Source organism: uncultured Desulfosarcina sp., assembly GCF_963664155.2.
Lineage (GTDB): Bacteria > Desulfobacterota > Desulfobacteria > Desulfobacterales > Desulfosarcinaceae > Desulfosarcina.
Genome location: NZ_CAXXXH010000001.1, coordinates 2,752,405 through 2,771,895, shown reverse-complemented (window position 1 = coordinate 2,771,895; position 19,491 = coordinate 2,752,405). Strand labels below are relative to the sequence as shown.

Below are 19,491 nucleotides of genomic sequence, written 5' to 3'. Positions count from 1 at the left end.
CAATCACGCATCAGTCGCTTTCCCGCCACCCCTCAGAGCGGTCTCAGCCTCCTCCCGGCTTTCATAGATGTGGGGCGCCATTTTCCGCTCTTTGAGCGCTTCGCCTATTTTCATGCGCAGAAAGGTGCTGGTGGTATAGCGGGTAACGCCGGTGTAATAGCGATGCACCAATCTTTTCACCATGTCGGTATAAGGGCCCACCAGTTCCGGTAAAATGCTGAAATTATCATAGTTGACCACGGCATAGACACGATGGTCCACATGATCCAAGACCTTGGCGACGGCGGACCATACCGCTTCAACATCTTCAGGAGTACGAATCGAATATCCTTCGAAGTTGACGAAGAACAGGTTTTCGTGCGGGTCATAAACCAAGCGCTTTTCCAGGGAGACGGCGAACAGATCCTCCTTGAGCCCCATGGGTTCGGGACTGAAAATTCGTTCATCCATCAGCAGCGGCGTTCCCTTGATCACCGGTTTGAAATCCATGTGCTGCAGGATGTCTTTTTCTATATCCATCCCCGGAGCGACTTCGGTCAGCTCCATTCCGTCCGCGGTCAGCGAGAAGACGCATCGTTCGGTGACATAGCGAACCGGTTGGTTTTTAGATACGGAATAGGCACCGGAAAAGGTGACGTGTTCCACCTGTTTGACGAACTTTTTTACCTTGCCTTCCTGGTCGATCGACAATGTTCGATCACGTACGGAAATCCTTAGGCCCCCGGCGGTAAACGTGCCAACGAAGACGACCTTCTTGGCAGCCTGGCTGATGTTGATAAAGCCGCCGGCACCGGCCAGTTTGGGGCCGAACTTGCTCACATTGAGATTGCCGGCTTCGTCGGCCTGGGCCAGTCCCAAAAAGGCCAGGTCCAGCCCGCCGCCGTCGTAGAAATCGAACTGCGAAGGCTGATCGATGAGGGCCTCGGTGTTAACCGCGGCGCCGAAATTGAGGCCGCCGGCCGGCAATCCGCCGATAACGCCAGGCTCTGCGGTCAGCGTCAGGTATTCGATGATCTTTTCCTCGTTGGCCACATTCGAAACCCCTTCGGGCATGCCGATTCCCAAGTTGACCACGCTGTTGGGAATCAATTCGAAAGCCGCCCGCCGGGCGATAATCTTGCGATCTCCCATCTCCATGGGCGGCAGCGATTGGACCGGCACCTTGATCTCGCTGCTGAAAGAGGGGTCATAGCGGGTACCGAAGGTCTGCCAGTGGTTCTCGGACTCCGAGACGACCACGCAGTCCACCATGATCCCGGGGATCTTCACCTGCCGGGCGTTCAAGGTGCCCCGGTCAGCCACACGCTCCACCTGGACGATAACGAAACCGCCGGAGTTTCTGACTGCCGTCGCAATGGCAAGCGCTTCGAGGGTCAGGGCTTCCTTTTCCATGGTAATGTTTCCATCCGTATCCGCTGTGGTGCCCCGCAGGATGGCCACATGGATAGGAAAGGTCTTGTAGGCCAGGTAGTCATTGCCATCGAACTGCACCCGTTCCACCAGGTCTTCGGTGGTGATGGCATTGATCTTCCCCCCGCCGTTGAGCGGATCGACGAAAGTGCCCAAGCCGACGGTGGTGATGGTTCGCGGTTTGTGGGCGGCAATGTCCCGGTACATATGGGAAATGACTCCCTGGGGCAGATTGTACCCTTCGATCTTATTGTCCAGAGCCAGTTTCTGGAGCTTGGGAACCAGTCCCCAGTGCCCGCCGATGACCCGCTTCACCAGGCCCAGGTGCCCCAGATGATTCAATCCCCGCTCCTTGCCGTCACCCTGGCCGGCGGCATAGACCAGGGTGAGGTCCCTGGGACGCTCGTGCTTAAGAAAATACGATTCCAGTGCAATGGCCATCTGTTCGGGAAACCCAATACCCACGAAACCGCCGGTGGCGATGGTATCACCGTCCCGGATAATGCGAACGGCCTCCTCAGCGGAAACAACCTTTCCTTTTTTGGCCCGGTCCGGCGGTAGGGGGGACAACATGGGATGAGCGGATGCGGACAAGGTGGATTTTTCTTCCATGGCAGTGCTCCAGGCATTTCAATTTTTTTATGATTTCAGTTAAAAAGGCTTGAAGGGAAATTGGCATGGCCCATGTCCCCGACTCAGTCGTTACCGAAAGCTTAAGCAAAAAAAATGCCGTAAAAGTTGAAAATGCCAGGCGGGCAGGCAAAAAATGGAAGGTGGGCATTTTGGCCCAAAAGAGGCATGAAAACTCAGGGACGGCCTCCCGCCGAAAAACAGTTCTGTTGGAACCCTACAATCAGCGGTGGGAAGCCTCCCTTAAAGAGAAAGAAGAACCATCAATCCCGTTGGCACAGCTCAACCAGCACGCCGTTGGTGGCCTTGGGATGCAGAAAGGCGATCCTGGCTCCGCCGGCACCGATTCTGGGCTGCTGATCGATAAGCTGTACACCCTTTTCTTTCAACTCTGCCAAGGCTTCGTCAATATTTTCGACCCGGAAAGCGACATGCTGGATACCCTGGCCCCGTTTTTCGATATATTTGGCCACCGGGCCGTCAGGAGCAGTGGATTCCAACAACTCCACTTCACTTTCTCCCACGGGAAAAAATGCCGTGGTGACCTTTTGTTCGGCAACGGTTTCCGCCCCTTCGAAAGACAGCCCCAGCACCCCGGACCAGAAATTTTTGCCGCTGTCGATACTGTTCACCGCGATGCCCAAATGATCGATCTTCAAAATTTTCATAGTACTCGCCTCCTTTTAAATATATTTTTGCATTACCTTCTTGAATCCCGGCAAAGCGTTGACAATGGTCCGGTCCTCAACGCAAAAGGCAATTCGAAAATGCCCTGGACCCGCAAAACCGCTGCCCGGAACCACCAGGATCAATTCCTGCTGCAAGTCTTTGACAAATGCCACGTCATCGGCAATAGGCGTGCGCGGAAACAGGTAAAACGCACCCGGCGGCCTGGTGAATTCATAGCCGGCATCGGCAAGCCCGTCGCAAAGCAAATCCCTTTTGCGCTTGTACTCGCCGATATCCACGCTCATCCCCTGCATGCAGGCAACCACCCGCTGCATCAGAGCGGGTGCATTGACAAATCCCAAAATCCGGTTGGTCAGCGCCATGCCGGCCATCAGTTCCTTTTTATGGGTGGCGGCGGGATTCACCGCGGCAAAACCGATGCGTTCGCCAGGAATGGAAATGTCCTTGGAATAGGAGGTAGCAATAATGCTTTCACGATAACATTGGAAAATGGACGGCACCGTGGCATCGTCGAAGACGATTTTCCGGTAGGGTTCATCTGATACCAGGTAGATGATGTGATCATAATCGCGGCTTTTTTCAACCAGCAGTTTCCCCAACGCCTCCAGGCTTTCCCCGTTGTAAATCTGACCGGTAGGATTGTTGGGGGAATTGATCAGCACGACTTTGGTTTTCCCGGTGATGGCTTCACCTATCGCATCGAGATCAAGCGTGAAATCCGGCCGGGTGCCCACCATTTTAAGGACACCGCCATGATTGTCCGCATAAAAACGATACTCCACGAAGCACGGCGTTGGCGTCAGCACTTCATCACCCGGATCCAGCAGGGCCTTGAAGATGACATTGAGTGCACCTGCAGCGCCGCAGGTCATGATGATCTCATCGCAGCTAATGGCGACGCCCTGCTCCTCGGTCAGGTAGTCGGCAATGGAGACGCACACCTGAGGATAACCGGCTTGGGGCATGTAACAGTGGTCGCCGAGTCCGCAGGAATCCACGGTATCGCGCAGAATCTCATTGAATTTTTCCGGCGGTGGGAGGATGGGATTGCCCAGGCTGAAATCAAACACCTTGTCTGCACCGTGTTCTGCCTTAAGCCTGGCCCCTTCTTCGAACATTTTGCGAATCCATGACGATTTAGCCATGATGTCGTTGATCTTGCGTGCAACGGTCATCGTACGCTTCTCCTGTTTCTGCGGTAGGTTCACGGGTGCCAAAGACCTGCACGCCGTATGCTGTCGTAAAATGAAAAAGTAACTTATGGAGATCCTGAAGAAAATTCAAGCCATAATTTCAGGCGTCGGATAAAGGTCACTATTCGGACCCCATCGTGCTGGATCCCGCCGCCATCCGAGTACGACACCGATAATACATTTTTGTAGCCTGCAACAGAAACCATTGTTTTCTTCCACTGTCGCCGCAGTCTTCGAATCCTGAGCCAAAGGTTCAGTTTTAGACGATTAAGCAGCATGACCAGACGTCCACAAAATCCAAGCAAAAACCCGTTATGTTCCCGAAATCCGTAAGTCAGGCAGGGTGCTGATTCCCAATCTTTGGGCGCCTGTTAGGGTTGTCGGAAAACAATGCCAAAGAGCCGACATTTTAAAATTACACAATTGTTGTTTATATAGTATTTATTTCCATATTTGTTTTTTCAATTTCTTTAATGTTACATAAATGTTTTGTAAAATTCGGGCCGGCTTCCTGCGAATAATAAAATTTTTTCCATAAATTAAGACTCTTATCACACACTACGGCAATCATGGCACAGCGGTTGCTCAATAGCCATTCAAACAACAGTCATTAACCAGGGTAGATCAACTTTTTTAGTCAACAGGAGATGTCATCAATGAAAAAAATTGAGTCGATAATCAAACCGTTCAAACTGGATGATGTGAAAGACGCCTTAAACCGCATCGGCGTGTCCGGCATGACCGTCAGCGAGGTCAAAGGATTCGGGCGTCAGCGGGGCCACAAGGAGATCTATCGCGGTGCCGAATACCAGACCGATTTTGTTCCCAAGGTCAAAATCGACCTGATTGTGGATTCCGACATGGTGGACAAAGTGGTTTCCACCATCACTGAGGTGGCCAATACCGGCAGTGTGGGAGACGGCAAAATCTTCGTTATGCCCATCGAGGGAGCATATCGCATACGCACCGGTGAGTCGGGAAAGGATGCGATTTAGTAGCTTAAGCAATTTAAAATTGTCACCACTCATATTTTACAAGGAGAGAAAAATGAAACTGAAAGCATTTATCCTGCTGATGCTGGTTGCCCTGATGACTGTCACCGTTGCCATGGCGTCAGATCCCGAACCCACCGCTATAACCAACAAGGAAGCCATCGATCTGGTCCAGACCCATGCCAACTACCTGTGGACACTGGTGGCCGCCGCCCTGGTGTTTTTCATGCAAGCCGGTTTTGCCATGGTTGAGGCCGGTTTCACCCGGGCCAAGAACTCCATCAATATCATGATGAAAAACCTCATGGATTTTTCGATCGGCTCCATCGCCTTCTGGGCCATTGGCTTCGGGATTATGTTCGGAGCCACCACCACCGGCTGGTTCGGCACCACGGGGTTTTTTCTCAGCGACTTCACACCGGACGGTGATCCCTGGGTGCTGGCATTCTGGATGTTCCAGGTGGTGTTTGCCGCCACTGCCGCCACCATTGTATCCGGTGCCATGGCCGAACGAACCAAATTTACCGGCTATATCATTTACAGCATTTTTGTTTCCGCCCTGATCTATCCGGTTTTCGGTTCCTGGGCCTGGGGCAGCCTGCTCAACGGCAGCGGCTGGTTGGAAGGCTTCGGTTTCATCGATTTTGCCGGTTCCACGGTGGTGCACTCGGTGGGCGGTTGGGCAGCCCTGGCCGGCGCCATCGTACTCGGTCCCCGTCTGGGCAAATACACCAAAGACGGAAAGATTAAACCGATCATGGGCCACAACATTCCGCTGGCCGCACTTGGCGTGTTCATCCTCTGGCTGGGATGGTTCGGATTCAACCCCGGTTCCACCACAACAGCAGATACCAGCATTGCCATGATTTTCGTCAACACCAACCTGGCCGCCGCCGCCGGTTCCTGTCTGGCCATGATCGTCTCCTGGATGAAATTCGGCAAACCCGAAGTGGGCATGAGCCTCAACGGGGCCCTGGCCGGCTTGGTGGCCATCACCGCCGGCTGCGCCAATGTGTCACCCTCCAGTTCGATCATCATCGGGGCCATTGCCGGTGTCATCGTTGTCTTCTCGGTCATGTTCTTTGACAAGATCAAAATCGACGATCCAGTGGGTGCCGTTTCCGTACATGGCGTCAACGGTGCATGGGGAACCTTGGCGGCAGGCATTTTTAATATGGGTGGTACGTCGGCGGCCATTATCGGTGTTCAGGTTCTGGGCATCGTCTCCTGCTTTCTCTGGACTTTTCCCGTGGCCTTTATAATGTTCAAGCTCATCGACAAGACCATCGGGCTGCGGGTTACACCGGAAGAAGAATTGGAAGGGCTAGACTACGCCGAGCACGGCGGTATTGCCTATCCGGACTTTGGAGTTTCCACCCACGGCGGGATCTCATCCATTTCCGGGCCTCCATCATCAGGATTGCCCAGCTACGCCTCGGCTACAAGTCCGTTAACCCAGTCTTAATCGAAACGTTAACCAAACATTTTTTTAAAACTGTAAATCACTGTTCCCCCCCTGAATGCACCTCGAAGTGGCTGGTCCCGCTGCTTCGAGGTGCATTTTCAATTAGAATTATCGAACTTGCGGCAACTTCGCTTTCCGAACCCGTAATTCCAATTTTGTAATTCAAATAAAATTAAAATTACATTTTTGGAATCATACTGCAAATTCAAACAATCACGCAAAAACTATTAAGATACTATTATCATTGTATAATTAATAAATATCGCCGGATGGCACGCGGGTTGCTCTGATCAATCCCTGTTATAATACGAAGGATATGGACGTGCCCCATACGGACCCCCACAACCTATACGCCGATGTCTCCCTGGCCCTGAAAAAGGGTCGGGCACAGCTCATCGAGGATCTCCTGGCGGGAAACGCACCTGGTTTTCTCGATGACCACGCCCGGCTCATCGACGACTATTTCCGTCAAAGCTACGAAAAAAGTGCAGTGGGTCCGAAGATGGACATCGCCAAGAACCCCTATGCGGTGGTGGCTTTAGGGGGATATGGGCGGGCGGAACAATGCGTTTTCTCGGATGTGGACCTTCTGTTCCTGTTTGAAAAGAAGGTTCCCCGAGTGGCCGAAGATCTGGTTCGCGAAATCGTCTATCCGTTGTGGGACATGGGACTGGATGTGGGACATGCCACGCGCTCCATCAAAGAGTGTGTCTCCATGGCACGCAAGGATTTCGAGGTGCTGACCTCCATCCTGGATGCCCGTTTCATTTGCGGCATGTCTCCACTGTTCATAAAGTTAATGGACCAGATTCGTTCCAAGTTCATCAATCTCAAACCCGACACGATTATCTCCTGGCTGGTTGAGACCAACCGGGAACGGCATCGACGCTTCGGCGACTCTTCCTATCTGCTGGAGCCCAACTTCAAGGAGGGGCAGGGGGGTCTGCGGGATTATCACACCATGCTCTGGATCGCCAAGATCAAGTCCGGCATCAAACAGCGCCGGGATCTGGAATACTATGGCTATTTTTCCCATGATGATTACACGCGCCTGTCCGACGCTCTTGCCTTCATCTGGAACGTGAGAAACCGGTTTCACCTGATGATGAACCGGAAAAGCGATCAGATTCATCTTGAGCAGCAGCGTAAGCTGGCGGAAGTCATGGGGATACAGGCTGTCAACGGCCACCTGCCCGTGGAACACCTTTTAGGCGAGCTTCACGGGCACATGGAATATGTGAAGCAACAGCATGAGATGTTCCTGTACGAAATGGAACAAAAAAAGCGTCTCAAGCGGAAAAACAAGGGGCTGAAAACCACGCAGGTCAAGGGGCTTAAATTCAACCGGGGAATGCTTAATTTCAACTCTCCGGAAAAAATCCTCAACAACCCGCATCTGCTGATAGATATCTTTGTGGAAAGCGCCGCTCAGCGATCCCCTTTGAACACCGAAGCCAAGCGGCTGGTAAAAGATTTCGCGCATCTGGTGGACGATAGGTTCCGATGCGATCCCAACGTGGTGCAGCAGTTCGAACGGATCCTTATCCGCTCCTCCCGGGCTTTCGAAGTGCTCAATCAGATGCTGTACACGGGTTTCCTGGCCCGATTTATCCCCGAGTTCAACTCGGTGGTCAACCGAATCCAGTTCGACCAGTATCACTTATACCCGGTGGCCAGGCATCTGCTTTTCACCATAAAGATTTTACGAAGCTTCGATACCGATGCGGGAGTCGAGGGAGACCCCCTCGCCCACAGCTTGTACAAGGAACTGAAAAAAAAGAAGGTCCTGTTGTGGGCCGCCCTGCTCCACGACATCGGCAAGGGTGATCCCAAAAGCGGTCACTCCGAGCGCGGTGCTGTCCTGGTAGAAAAAATCCTCTTGGAAAAAGGGGCCAACCCGTCGGATGCCAAAACCGTTGCCTTTCTCGTTGAGCATCATCTGCTGCTGGTTCAGACGGCCACACGGCGGGACATCAACGACGAAGAGACGGCCATCGCCATGGCCCGAATCATCAAGAAGGTCGATCTGCTGAAGATGCTCTATCTACTCACCGTTGCCGACTCCATGGCTACCGGCCCCAAGGCCTGGAACGATTGGACGTCTTCACTGCTCAAAAACCTTTTTTTTAAAGTCCTCAACGTTCTCGAACACGGCGAACTGGCGAGCGGCCGCGCAGTAAGAACCGTGGGAAAAAAGCGCCAGGCGGTGATTGATGCCATGGCCATGGAAATGGTTCCGGACCAGGTGGAAAGACTGCTCAACTTTATGTCTCCCCGGTACATGCTCTATACCCCTGTCGGAAACATCCCCAAGCACCTACAGCTTTACGCCCGGATCGGCGACCGGCCCTTCGTGTGGCATATCCAAAAATCTCCGGATTCGGATACCCGCACCGTAACTATCTGCGCCAAGGACCGGCCCGGTCTCATTTCCAGAATTGCCGGCGTTTTCACTCTCAACAATATCGACATCCTCGACGTACAGATATTCACCTGGCGCAACAACATTGCACTGGACGTTTTTGAAGTGACCCCGCCGCCGGACCCGATCTTCGAAGATGAACGATGGAACCGGGCCTGCCGGAACCTGGAGGATGCATTGGCGGACCGACTGGATCTGGGCAAAGAACTGATCCGTAAAAAAAACGACGCCGCCTCGATCCGGCCGTTCACGGCCGAACGACCGACAGTAATTACGGTGGATAACACAACCTCCAGCTTTTTTACCATTGTGGAGGTGGTAACCTTTGACTTTCCAGGCCTCTTGTACCGGGTGACCGATGCCCTTTTCAAGTGCGGCCTGGATATCTGGGTTGCCAAGATTGCCACCAAGGTGGACCAGGTAGTGGATGTTTTTTACGTGAGGGATTTTGACGGCCAGAAGGTGGACGCACCGCAACAGGTAGCGGCCGTCAAGGCAGCCATCCAGGAAATTCTCCCGGGTGAAGATCCGATCCATGGCTGACCAGGGCCTTCACGATCAGTTAAACTGCTGGAATGCATTGTAAATAGCATTCCCCAAACGAGGGCAACCAAAAAATGAAACTAAAATCGATTTGGCTGGCATTGATACTCGGATTGATCGCTACCCCTGCTGTTGCAGAAGACGCGTTGGATACGGGCAACACCGCCTGGATGATCGTCTCAACGGCGTTGGTGATGATGATGACCCCCGCCGGACTGGCCTTGTTTTACGGTGGTATGTCGCGCTACAAAAATTTGCTCAACACCCTGGCCATGACCTTCGTGTCCTACTGTCTGGCTAGTGTCATTTGGATGATGTGGGGATACACCCTGGCCTTCGGCTCCAGCCAGGGCGGTATGATCGGCGGCTTTGACCATTTTTTCATGAGTGGCATCGGCGTGAACAGCCTTTCAGGAACCATCCCCACCTTTGTTTTCGCTCTGTTCCAGATGACCTTTGCCGGCATCACTGTCGCCCTGATACTGGGTTCCATCGTCGACCGGATGAAATTTTCCTCGTGGATCGTCTTCACGATCCTGTGGATCACCTTCATTTATTGCCCCATCGCCCACTGGGTGTGGGGGGGGGGCTGGATGGGAACGATGGGCGCCCTTGACTTTGCCGGCGGCAATGTGGTTCATATCAACGCCGGTGTGGCCGGCCTCGTACTCTCGCTGGTACTGGGTAAACGCATCGGCTATGGCAAAGAAGCCATGTTCCCTTCCAGCATTGCACTGACTGCCCTGGGCGCAGCCCTGTTATGGTTCGGCTGGTTCGGATTCAATGCGGGCAGCCAACTGGCTGCCGACGGGGTGGCTGCATCGGCCTTTCTGGTGACCAACACCTCTGCCGCCACCGCGGCCCTGGTGTGGATGTTCTGCGAATGGATCGTTACCGGCAAACCGACGGTATTGGGCATCGCTTCCGGCGTCGTTGCCGGACTGGTGGCCATCACGCCAGCCGCCGGGTTTGTCAACCTGCCCGCCGCACTGTTTATTGGTCTGATCGCCGGGGCATTGGGCTACTTTTCCGTTGCCGTGTTGAAACAAAAAATCGGTTACGATGATTCGCTGGACGCCTTTGGTGTCCACGGCATGTGCGGTATCTGGGGCGCCCTGGCCACCGGCCTTTTCGCCAACCCCGCCATCACCGAAAGCGCCACGGGCCTGTTTTACGGCAACCCCGGACAACTGTGGATCCAAATCGTCTCAATTGTAGCCACCGCGGTATTTACGGCCGTGGGGACATTGATTGTCATCGCTGCCACCAAGTTGCTGACCGGGAGTCTGCGCGTGGAGCGCGATGAGGAGATTCAGGGCCTGGACAACGCACTTCACGGTGAACGCGGTTTTGAAATTGCTGAGATTTAACATTCGGAGAGACGTCCAACGCTCTCTTGGCCATTAATAACAGGAGGTTGAAAAATGAAGAAGATTGAGGCCATCATCAAACCCTTCAAATTGGACGATGTAAAAGAGGCCCTCAACGAGATCGGCATCCAGGGAATGACCATCTCGGAAGTCAAAGGCTATGGGCGCCAGAAAGGGCACAAGGAGATCTATCGGGGCGCCGAGTATGTGGTGGATTTCATCCCCAAGGTTAAAATCGAGATTATCGTGGACTCGGAGCGCTCCGCCCAGGTGGTGGAGGCCATTCAAAAGGCAGCTAATACCGGCAAAATCGGCGATGGAAAAATTTTCGTATTCTCCGTGGAAGAGGTCATCCGGGTTCGAACCGGCGAAACCGGAACAGACGCCATTTAATTGGAAGAATTACTTTTAATATCATTTCTTTACCTATTCAACATTTTCAGGAGGAAATTATGACCCCAAAACAAGTATTGGCAATGGCAAAGGAAAAAGGCGTAAAAGTCGTAGATTTGCGTTTCATGGATTTCCCGGGAATGTGGCAGCACTTCACTGTCCCCATCGTGGAACTGACCGAAGAAAGCTTCGAAGATGGTTTCGGCTTTGATGGCTCCAGCATCCGGGGATGGCAGCCCATTAACGCCAGCGACATGCTGGTGATCCCGGATGCATCCACAGCGAAAATCGATCCGTTTTTCAAGGTGCCGACATTGGTGCTCATCTGCGATATCGCCGATCCCATCACCCGTGAAGCCTATACCCGTGATCCGCGAAACATCGCCAAGAAGGTCGAAGCCTATCTCAAAAACACCGGCATCGGCGATACCGCCTTCATCGGCCCAGAGGCAGAATTTTTCATTTTTGACGACATCCGCTACGAGAGTCAGACAAACAGCGCCTTCTACGCCATCGATTCCGTGGAAGGGGCCTGGAATACAGGCCGATGTGAAGATCCCAACCTGGGATACAAGCTGCGCCACAAGGAAGGCTACTTTCCCACGCCCCCGTCGGACAAGTTCCAGGACCTGCGCTCCGACATGCTTCTGACCCTCGAGAGCTTGGGCATTGACGTGGAGTGCCAGCACCATGAAGTGGCCACCGCCGGTCAGAGCGAGATCGACATGCGCTTCAAGCCCCTGCTACAGATGGCCGATCAGCTTATGTGGTTCAAGTATGTACTGAAAAACGTGGCCAACAAGGCCGGCCACACCGTTACCTTCATGCCCAAACCGCTGTATGGAGACAACGGCACCGGCATGCACACCCACGTGAGCATCTGGAAAGAAGGCAAACCCTTGTTCGCCGGTGACAAATACGCCGGCGTCTCCCAGGAAGCCCTCTGGGCCATGGGAGGCATCCTCAAGCACTGCAAGGCCCTGTGTGCCTTCACCAACCCCACCACCAACTCATACAAGCGACTGGTTCCGGGATTTGAGGCGCCGGTAAACCTGGCCTACTCCAGCCGCAACCGCAGTGCGGCCATCCGCATCCCCATGTATTCGGCATCCCCCAAGGCCAAACGCATCGAGTTCCGCACACCCGATCCGTCCTGCAACGGTTACCTGGCTTTCTCCGCCATCATGATGGCCGTACTCGACGGCATCCAGAGCAAGCTCGACCCGGGCGATCCACTGGACAAAAACATCTATGACCTGCCGCCAGAAGAACTGGCCGAGATCCCGTCTGCACCGGGCTCTCTTGACGAAGCCCTTGCTGCCCTGGCCGAAGACAACGCTTTCCTGCTCAAAGGCGACGTCTTCACCAAGGATGTTATCGACATGTGGATTGAGTACAAAACCAAAAACGAGGTCAACCCCGTGAAGCTGCGTCCCCACCCGCACGAGTTCTTCTTGTACTACGACATTTAATTAGGCGTTAACTGATGGCGTGACCGATTCCTTCTAACGATAATCGGTCCTTCCTGAAAACGGCAGCCTGCGATACTTAACAGCGGGTTGCCGTTTTCATTGTTTGGTGCTATCGCTTCTGCTATTTTATCCCCGTCGGAGTTTTTTATGCGAACCAGATGGGGGCTTGATTTGCGGTATTGCCGGAATCGTTAACTTCAAAACCCGCTATGCGATGACTCCCGCCATGGGCCACCAGCCCATCCATAACGAAGAAACAACCTTCTGGATCACCTTCAACGGCGAAATTTTCAACTACCCGGATGGGTTACTTCATTGTCTGTTTTGATAGGTTCTATAAAGATGGATATCACCTATTTCCCCTTGTCTTTCCCCTTTAACAGCGCTTCCAGGGCGGCAAAGGGCCTGTGGGCGAAATCGGAATCTGACGTCTGTGATGACGATAACCGGCCATCGTAGGCCTCGGCCACTTCCAGGCGGCCGTGCTCGTTGTCGTGGCAGTAAATGCAAAGCAGTTCCCAGTTGCTGCCGTCGGGCGGGTTGTTGTCGTGGTTGTGGTCCCGATGATGGACGGTGAGTTCTCTAAGCTGCTTGCCGCTGAACTCCCGCGCGCAGCGGCCACAGACGTGCGGATACATTTTCAGGGCCTTCTCGCGGTACGTCTTTTCCCGATCCTTCATATTGCGACGGGCGTCAGCCACCACCTGTGACAGCCGGTCCGAATCCTTTCCCTTTTTAACAGCCGACATGATCTGCTCCCTGAATTTTCAAATAAACGGTTTCCTTGTATGAATCTCGAGCCCTTAGTCCAATACCACCACTCCGATGGGCGTCTTTATCTTGGCCAATAACCCCGGTGGGCGCTGTTTTGAAACCGGATGGACCGTGATGGCATGGTCGAGGCCCATTGACGAAACCACCCGCTGAACGGATGGGGGGTCGATGTGGGCGCCTTCGAGGTTTAACAGCCTGCAGGCCGCGTCCTCCATTTTCTCTGTGGGATGAATGTCGCTCTCCCACTGGATTAAATGCGGGATCAATCCATCGCCCGGCATCGATCCGTCGTCAGTAAAGCCAAACCGCCATCGCAGTGAATCCCGCTGCATGGGTCGAACCTGAACATGGCGGTTGCAAATGCCTGGTGCCAACGTATCGATTGCATCCGTTCGTGCTACCCAGGTGATCAGCCGAGGCCGGATCTTCAATCCGCTCTGGAGACCCGAATCGTCCAGGTTGAACCATCTCGGTGAATCGGGTCGCCGGCCTTTTGGATCGATGGCGATCACTTCCAGGTATTGGCCATGGCCAAGCTTCAGCACTCGGTTGTGAGTGCCCATGGCGGTGTGCACACCACCGCCGGTCATGGGTACGCCAAGACGGTCCCGAACATACGCCATACCCTGATCCAGGGTGTAGGCGGCCACCACGAGGTGGTCCAGCACGGCAGCGGGCAGACGCACGTTAAATCTCCATGGCCAGCCGGGCTCCCTGTTCGATGGCCCGTTTGGCATCCAGTTCGGCAGCCTTGTCCGCGCCTCCGATGACGTGTACATGCATCCCTCTGTTTTTCAGGTCATCGGCCAATGTCCGCAGCGGTTCCTGACCGGCGCAGACAATGATGGTGTCGGCGGGAATCGTCCGGCGGGATTGGTTCTTGACGATATGAAGGCCGTCGTCATCGATTTTTTCATAGGTCGCACCGTTGATCATCTCCACCCCACGCTTTCTCAGGGTGGCCCGATGGATCCAACCGGTGGTTTTGCCCAGCCCGGCCCCCATCTTGGACGCTTTCCGCTGCAGCATGGTGACCCGTCGAGGTGAGGGCTGGGTTTCCGCAGGAGACGCCAATAGCCCGCCCGGCTGGCGGTAGTCTTTATCCACACCCCACTCTTTCAGAAACCGGTCGCGGTCAAGGCTGGTAGATGCGCCTTCGTGGGTGACAAGCACGGCTGTGTCGAAGCCGATACCGCCGGCACCGATTATGGCCACGGCATGACCGACAGGTTTTGAGCCCAGGATGGCATCGACGTAGAAAATCACTTTGGGATGATCCGCACCAGGGATATTCAGCCGGCGCGGCCGGACACCGGTGGCCACCACCACCGCGTCGAAGGATTCACCGCCCAGGAGATCCGCATCCACAGGGGTGTTCAGCCGGACACCGATCCTCCGCAGGGCCAGCTGGCGGCGGAAATATCTAAGGGTTTCGGCGAACTCCTCCTTGCCGGGAATCCGCACCGAAAGGTTCAGCTGCCCGCCGATGCGGTCCTGCCGGTCGAAAAGGGTCACTGAATGTCCCCGCGATGCCGCCGACACCGCAAAAGAAAGTCCTGCCGGGCCGGCACCTACCACAGCGATGGTTTTGGGGGAAGGTGTCGGGGTGATGACGAATTCAGTCTCGCGGCAGGCCCGCGGGTTGACCAGGCAACTGGCCACCTTACCCTGAAAAATATGGTCTAGGCAGGCTTGGTTGCATCCGATGCAGGTGTTGATCTCATCGCTTCGGCCCTCGCCGGCCTTCTTCATAAACGCCGGATCCGCCAGAAAAGGGCGGGCCATGGAAATCAGATCCGCATGACCGTCGGCCAGGATCTTTTCGATCACTTCAGGCGTGTTGATCCGGTTGCTGGTCACCAGGGGAATGGACACCGCACCCTTGAGACGACCGGTGACCCAGGTGAAAGCCGCCCGGGGAACCATGCCGGCGATTGTGGGTATCCGGGCCTCGTGCCAGCCGATTCCCGTGTTGATGATGGTGGCGCCGGCAGCTTCCACTTTTAGGGCCAGTTTCACCACTTGGTCCCAGGAACTGCCGTCGACGACCAGATCCAGCATAGACAACCGGTAGATAATGATAAAATCGGTGCCCACCCGCTGTCGGACCTGGCGAAGAATCTCTATGGGAAACCGAATTCGGTTTTCATAGGTCCCTCCCCAGCGGTCTGTACGTCGGTTGGTGGCCGGAGCGATGAACTGGTTGAGCAGGTAGCCCTCCGAGCCCATGATCTCCACCCCGTCATAGCCGGCCTGCAGGGCCAGATCGGCGCAGCGGGCAAAATCGTCGATCTGGTGCAAAATTTCGTCTTCGGTGAGTTCCTTGGGTTTGAAAATGTTGATGGGTGCCTGCAGGGGCGATGCGCTTACCAGATTTTTATGAAACCCGTACCTGCCGGTGTGCAGGATCTGAAGGGCGATCTTGCCGCCGCGGTCATGAACCGCGGTCGTCACCATCCGGTGACGATCAACCTCGTCTGCCGAGCTCAACTGCACGGCGTAGTCGGCCACGCGCCCCTCAGGATTGGGAGAAAACCCGCCGGTTACAATGAGTGCCACTCCACCTGCAGCCCGTTCGGCAAAATAGGCGGCCAGTCGTTCAAACCCATCCGGATCATCTTCCAGACCGGTGTGCATGGAGCCCATGATTACCCGGTTCTTAAGGGAGGTAAAACCAAGGTCCAGCGGCCTAAAAACATTCGGGTAGGGGTGACGCTTCATTACGATCTCCTGCTTCCAGGGCGGGCGGGACAGCCTCTATAATCACACGGTGAATACCGGTTGAAAGTCTCGAGAACAATTATAAAAGCATATCATCACCGATCTTGCGTAACAAGTATTCTATTGTCCAAAACACTGCTTTCCAAAAGTTAGGCGGTCGTCAATGCCTTTCTCAACTCACTGGAATCCCTGCGGTCCCTGTCAGATGCAAAGATGGATGCAAGAAGGTGGAAATGTTATCCGAAGGCGATGAGAAAGGTGCCAATAAAGATAATCGATGCAGAGGTGAATCGCATCCTCTGATGCTTTTCTTTTAATGCATACCCGCCCAGCAAAACCGCAAAAACAATGCTCAACTGTCTGAGGCCGACGATATAACTCACCCGGTCGATGGTAAACGCCACAAGAATCAGAAAATAACCGAAAATTGACAGAAACCCGCAAACAAGGATGGGGGTACGATTCGTCTGCCATTCCCTTTTGATCTCACCCTTTGTTTTATGACTGCTGATGTACCCTGAAAACATCAGCATGCTGAACCAGGGATATACATAGGCAAAAACCACCGGATGAATGTGGCTCACAGCCACCTTGTCCACGATGGAATAGGACGCCACCGACACAAGGGTAAGAAAGGCAAACTGAATGGCGCGATCATGGGACAAGGCCCGCAACGGCCGGACCAGTTCGGTAGCGCTCATCCGCTGCATATTGATGGTATAGCTGCCAAGCGCCACCAACAGGATCCCGGCAACACCCTGTGGGCTGACCGCTTCGTTGAGAACAAAAATGGAAAACAGAAGGACCAGGGCCGGCGAGGATCTCATGATGGGGTAGACCAATGAAAGGTCACCGGTTTCAAGGGCTTTGGTGAGCAGGACCCAGTAGAGGAAGTGTAGCAGTCCGGATGCCAGAATAAAGATCCAGACGGGGATCGAGGCCAGGGGTGTTGCGGGAAAGTAAACTAGAAAAAGCGGCGTAAACAGCACCAATCCAACCACTTCATACCACCATACGAACGCCTGTTTATCGGTGGCCTTTTTGGTGAGGTAGTTGCGGCCGGCATGCATGGCCGCGGATAGAATGACCAGGATGATGGCGAGGGTGCTCATGGCGCGGCTTGCCCATTTGAAGCGAAAATGTGCTGTTTTGCCAAAAAGGAACGTACGGCAAAAAATGATTGAGATTATTTTATGTAGGTTAAAAAGTCAAAACGAATCCATCGCCATTTGCTAAGACAACCGTTAAAATCAGGCTTGGAAACCGATGGCATCGGATCAAGGTTGACGGTGCATTTTCGAAAAAAAATCGTTTTCATCTGTCTGCAGTAATAGAATCGGCCGAATACGGACGGTTAACTTCTTTTGGTGAAAACGCTCCTTTCAATTCGGACATAATTGTCACAAACCTATCAATGATATTGCACAATTGTTACGATTTCTGGATTTGATTTTGTCCGACATTAAATTTCAACCTAATGATATAAAAGACAATAAATACGTAATGAGTCGTCCTTTAAATTAGGCATTACTCTTGCTATCTAGTTCGTTTAAATGGCTGCCCGACCGAGTTTATTTTTGTTCGATTTTTACATACGGCATGGTCCTGTACCGTCAGCACGCCATTTGCCTGGCCGGTTTCAAAAGCCTGCTGACCGGCATGATAGGCGCATTCATTAAACCGGATGTTCAGGGAGAGTTGTCATGGAAGGCATTGTCGAAAAGAGGCCATTGTCTTTAGGCGATGAGTCGATTTTTGTGGGCCGCTGCAGCCAATGCGGAGAGGTCATCCACAGTGGCAGGGAATTGGCGTTAGATGAGAAACAGATTCTGTGTGAAGGATGCTATCGATTTATGATTAATCCGGATACGGGGGGCGATATCCCCTCACGATGGTTTTAGGCCTTCTTCGATCAACGGATCGACTTTTATTTTGTCGAGCCGCGCTGGTCATGCATCCTGCTGCCGGATCAGCTGGTCCCTGAAATCAGACGGGCTGTTCATATAAAGGGCCGTAGCCTCCTGGAAGCCGAGGTTCCCGACCAGTTGAATGCCCCGGTCGCGGTATCGGTATTGACGAAGGGCTGGCACCAAGGGTGGCTTTTTCTCGGGAGCGGAAGCCGGTACCGCCATATGGTGCTGGATGCAATAGCGCTCCAACACACAATGCACCAATCCACCAACAATCGACTCTTCCACGGCCATCCATTCTTCCGCGAGACGCTGCGCGGCAGACAGGCTCTCCGGCGGATGATTCCTCATGGATGTCGCAATTTCACGATCCGTTGCCTTTCCCAGTTGATAGTGCAGGGTCTCTTCCACAGGAACTGACATGAGGGTGTAAAGGTTTTCGGTATTGTTCTGCCAGATGGTAAAGGGTTTGCGCGTCAAATCAAACTGCCCCGACGCCATCGATTGTATCTCCAGATCCACCGCTCCCAAGTGGTTGGAAAATATGGCACCGGTGGCCTTGTACTTTACACTGCATCCGGATTCTGCGGTAAATTTGCAGACCGCCCGATAATCCTTTGCCAGCCGGTGAACCAGAAAGGCGGATATACCGGTCTCTGATACCGGTGGATAGCTTTCCCTCGGACTGGAGATGACCGCATAGAAATTTTCCATCCGGTTCATCTCGAACAGAAAATTGGTGATATCCCGGCAATAGTGATGATAGGCGGCTGCGTGGCCTTCCTGCAGTTGTGGAACGAACATCAGACGGACCTGAATATCTTCCACCGATAATCTCACCTGCTTTTCAAATCCTATTTTTTTTCTGAGCTGGCTCAACAAATCCTTCCGCTGGCCCAGCTGAGAGCGGATGTGCTGCGCTACCTCAACATCCGGGTCTGCCAAAAAGTCCCGAAATACAAGCATCGGGCCTTCCCGTTCCATCATCTGAGGAATTCTCGAAACCAGTTCCAAGTCGTCCTTCAGGGCTGCGGCAGCAAACCTGATCGGCGAGAGCATCCAGCCGGTCAGACCCATCGCTCCCAGTTGCATCAAGCGGCGCCGGCTCAAGCGTTTGTTTGCGGAAAAGCCTGTTCTCAATTGTCTCATGATTCCGTTATCGGCAATATTTTCGTAACTATTAATTTTTAAATTCGCTGGAATTAACGACCAAAACGCTAATTTCGGCATTCCATGCTTACTATTACATGTTTCATGCCCACCGCTGAAAATTGGCCATCGGCACCCTGTCGATGCGCAATTTTGGGCCTTCTGGTGCAAAATACGAAACGGATTAAGGCTGCATGGATTTTAAAAAAGGTCAACACACCGTATAAAATCGAATAGTTATATCGTTGGCACACCCATTGCTCAGCTGAAAAAATAAGCGCGGCACACCGTCGGTCGGTTCCGGGATGCTGAAAGTTCAGCATGGGGTGTGTTGACGAAGGGAGGGCGCCTGTCCCT

At 53.5% G+C, this 19,491-nt stretch carries 16 protein-coding genes; 8 read left to right on the top strand and 8 right to left on the bottom strand.

The features are described from left to right. Positions 1–3: 3 nt before the first annotated feature. The 3 genes from ACHZBS_RS12705 to ACHZBS_RS12695 all read right to left on the bottom strand — a co-directional run bounded on the left by ACHZBS_RS12705 (position 4) and on the right by ACHZBS_RS12695 (position 3,905). A complete protein-coding gene (locus tag ACHZBS_RS12705) occupies positions 4–2,022 on the bottom strand; it encodes an acyl CoA:acetate/3-ketoacid CoA transferase (protein ID WP_319406886.1) in 2,019 nt (672 codons plus the stop codon). Between the two features lie 281 nt (positions 2,023–2,303). Then, positions 2,304–2,708: a methylmalonyl-CoA epimerase gene (gene mce / locus ACHZBS_RS12700; RefSeq protein WP_319406885.1), complete on the bottom strand. Its 405-nt coding sequence runs from the start codon at positions 2,706–2,708 to the stop codon at positions 2,304–2,306. Between the two features lie 15 nt (positions 2,709–2,723). After that, the gene (locus ACHZBS_RS12695; protein ID WP_319406884.1) at positions 2,724–3,905 is read right to left on the bottom strand and encodes a pyridoxal phosphate-dependent aminotransferase; all 1,182 of its coding nucleotides are present in this window, start codon (positions 3,903–3,905) and stop codon (positions 2,724–2,726) included. Positions 3,906–4,579: 674 nt separating this feature from the next. Here ACHZBS_RS12695 and ACHZBS_RS12690 point away from each other — a divergent pair. From ACHZBS_RS12690 to ACHZBS_RS12660, 7 genes are all read left to right on the top strand, one after another. Continuing rightward, entirely contained in the window at positions 4,580–4,918 is a 339-nt protein-coding gene (locus tag ACHZBS_RS12690) for a P-II family nitrogen regulator (protein ID WP_319406883.1), read from the top strand. A gap of 52 nt (positions 4,919–4,970) precedes the next feature. Then, positions 4,971–6,380: an ammonium transporter gene (locus tag ACHZBS_RS12685; RefSeq protein WP_319406882.1), complete on the top strand. Its 1,410-nt coding sequence runs from the start codon at positions 4,971–4,973 to the stop codon at positions 6,378–6,380. A gap of 322 nt (positions 6,381–6,702) precedes the next feature. Next, positions 6,703–9,345, top strand: coding sequence for a [protein-PII] uridylyltransferase (gene glnD / locus ACHZBS_RS12680; RefSeq protein ID WP_319406881.1), 2,643 nt, complete (start codon positions 6,703–6,705; stop codon positions 9,343–9,345). A gap of 74 nt (positions 9,346–9,419) precedes the next feature. Then, a complete protein-coding gene (locus ACHZBS_RS12675; protein ID WP_319406880.1) occupies positions 9,420–10,715 on the top strand; it encodes an ammonium transporter in 1,296 nt (431 codons plus the stop codon). 54 nt (positions 10,716–10,769) lie between these two features. After that, positions 10,770–11,108 (top strand): P-II family nitrogen regulator, encoded by a 339-nt coding sequence (locus tag ACHZBS_RS12670; protein WP_319406879.1) that lies wholly within the window; start codon positions 10,770–10,772, stop codon positions 11,106–11,108. Positions 11,109–11,167: 59 nt separating this feature from the next. Next, entirely contained in the window at positions 11,168–12,580 is a 1,413-nt protein-coding gene (gene glnA, locus ACHZBS_RS12665) for a type I glutamate--ammonia ligase (protein WP_319406878.1), read from the top strand. A gap of 214 nt (positions 12,581–12,794) precedes the next feature. After that, positions 12,795–12,908: a hypothetical protein gene (locus ACHZBS_RS12660; protein ID WP_394708044.1), complete on the top strand. Its 114-nt coding sequence runs from the start codon at positions 12,795–12,797 to the stop codon at positions 12,906–12,908. A gap of 25 nt (positions 12,909–12,933) precedes the next feature. Here the strand turns inward: ACHZBS_RS12660 and ACHZBS_RS12655 are convergent, their stop codons facing one another. The 4 genes from ACHZBS_RS12655 to ACHZBS_RS12640 form a co-directional block, all read right to left on the bottom strand. Then, positions 12,934–13,260, bottom strand: coding sequence for a YajD family HNH nuclease (locus ACHZBS_RS12655; RefSeq protein ID WP_394708043.1), 327 nt, complete (start codon positions 13,258–13,260; stop codon positions 12,934–12,936). Between the two features lie 123 nt (positions 13,261–13,383). Next, positions 13,384–14,040 carry a VOC family protein gene (locus tag ACHZBS_RS12650; RefSeq protein ID WP_319406876.1) on the bottom strand — a complete coding sequence of 219 codons (657 nt, stop codon included), beginning with the start codon at positions 14,038–14,040 and terminating at the stop codon, positions 13,384–13,386. A 1-nt stretch (position 14,041) separates the two neighbouring features. Further along, positions 14,042–16,075 (bottom strand): NADPH-dependent 2,4-dienoyl-CoA reductase, encoded by a 2,034-nt coding sequence (locus ACHZBS_RS12645; RefSeq protein WP_319406875.1) that lies wholly within the window; start codon positions 16,073–16,075, stop codon positions 14,042–14,044. Positions 16,076–16,311: 236 nt separating this feature from the next. Beyond that, complete coding sequence (locus ACHZBS_RS12640) at positions 16,312–17,187, bottom strand: EamA family transporter (protein WP_319406874.1); 876 nt, start codon at positions 17,185–17,187, stop codon at positions 16,312–16,314. Between the two features lie 591 nt (positions 17,188–17,778). Between ACHZBS_RS12640 and ACHZBS_RS12635 the strand changes: the two genes are divergently transcribed. Continuing rightward, positions 17,779–17,976 carry a hypothetical protein gene (locus ACHZBS_RS12635; protein ID WP_319406873.1) on the top strand — a complete coding sequence of 66 codons (198 nt, stop codon included), beginning with the start codon at positions 17,779–17,781 and terminating at the stop codon, positions 17,974–17,976. Between the two features lie 48 nt (positions 17,977–18,024). Here ACHZBS_RS12635 and ACHZBS_RS12630 read toward each other — a convergent pair whose 3' ends face one another. After that, entirely contained in the window at positions 18,025–19,134 is a 1,110-nt protein-coding gene (locus ACHZBS_RS12630) for a hypothetical protein (RefSeq protein WP_319406872.1), read from the bottom strand. Between the last annotated feature and the right edge of the window lie 357 nt (positions 19,135–19,491).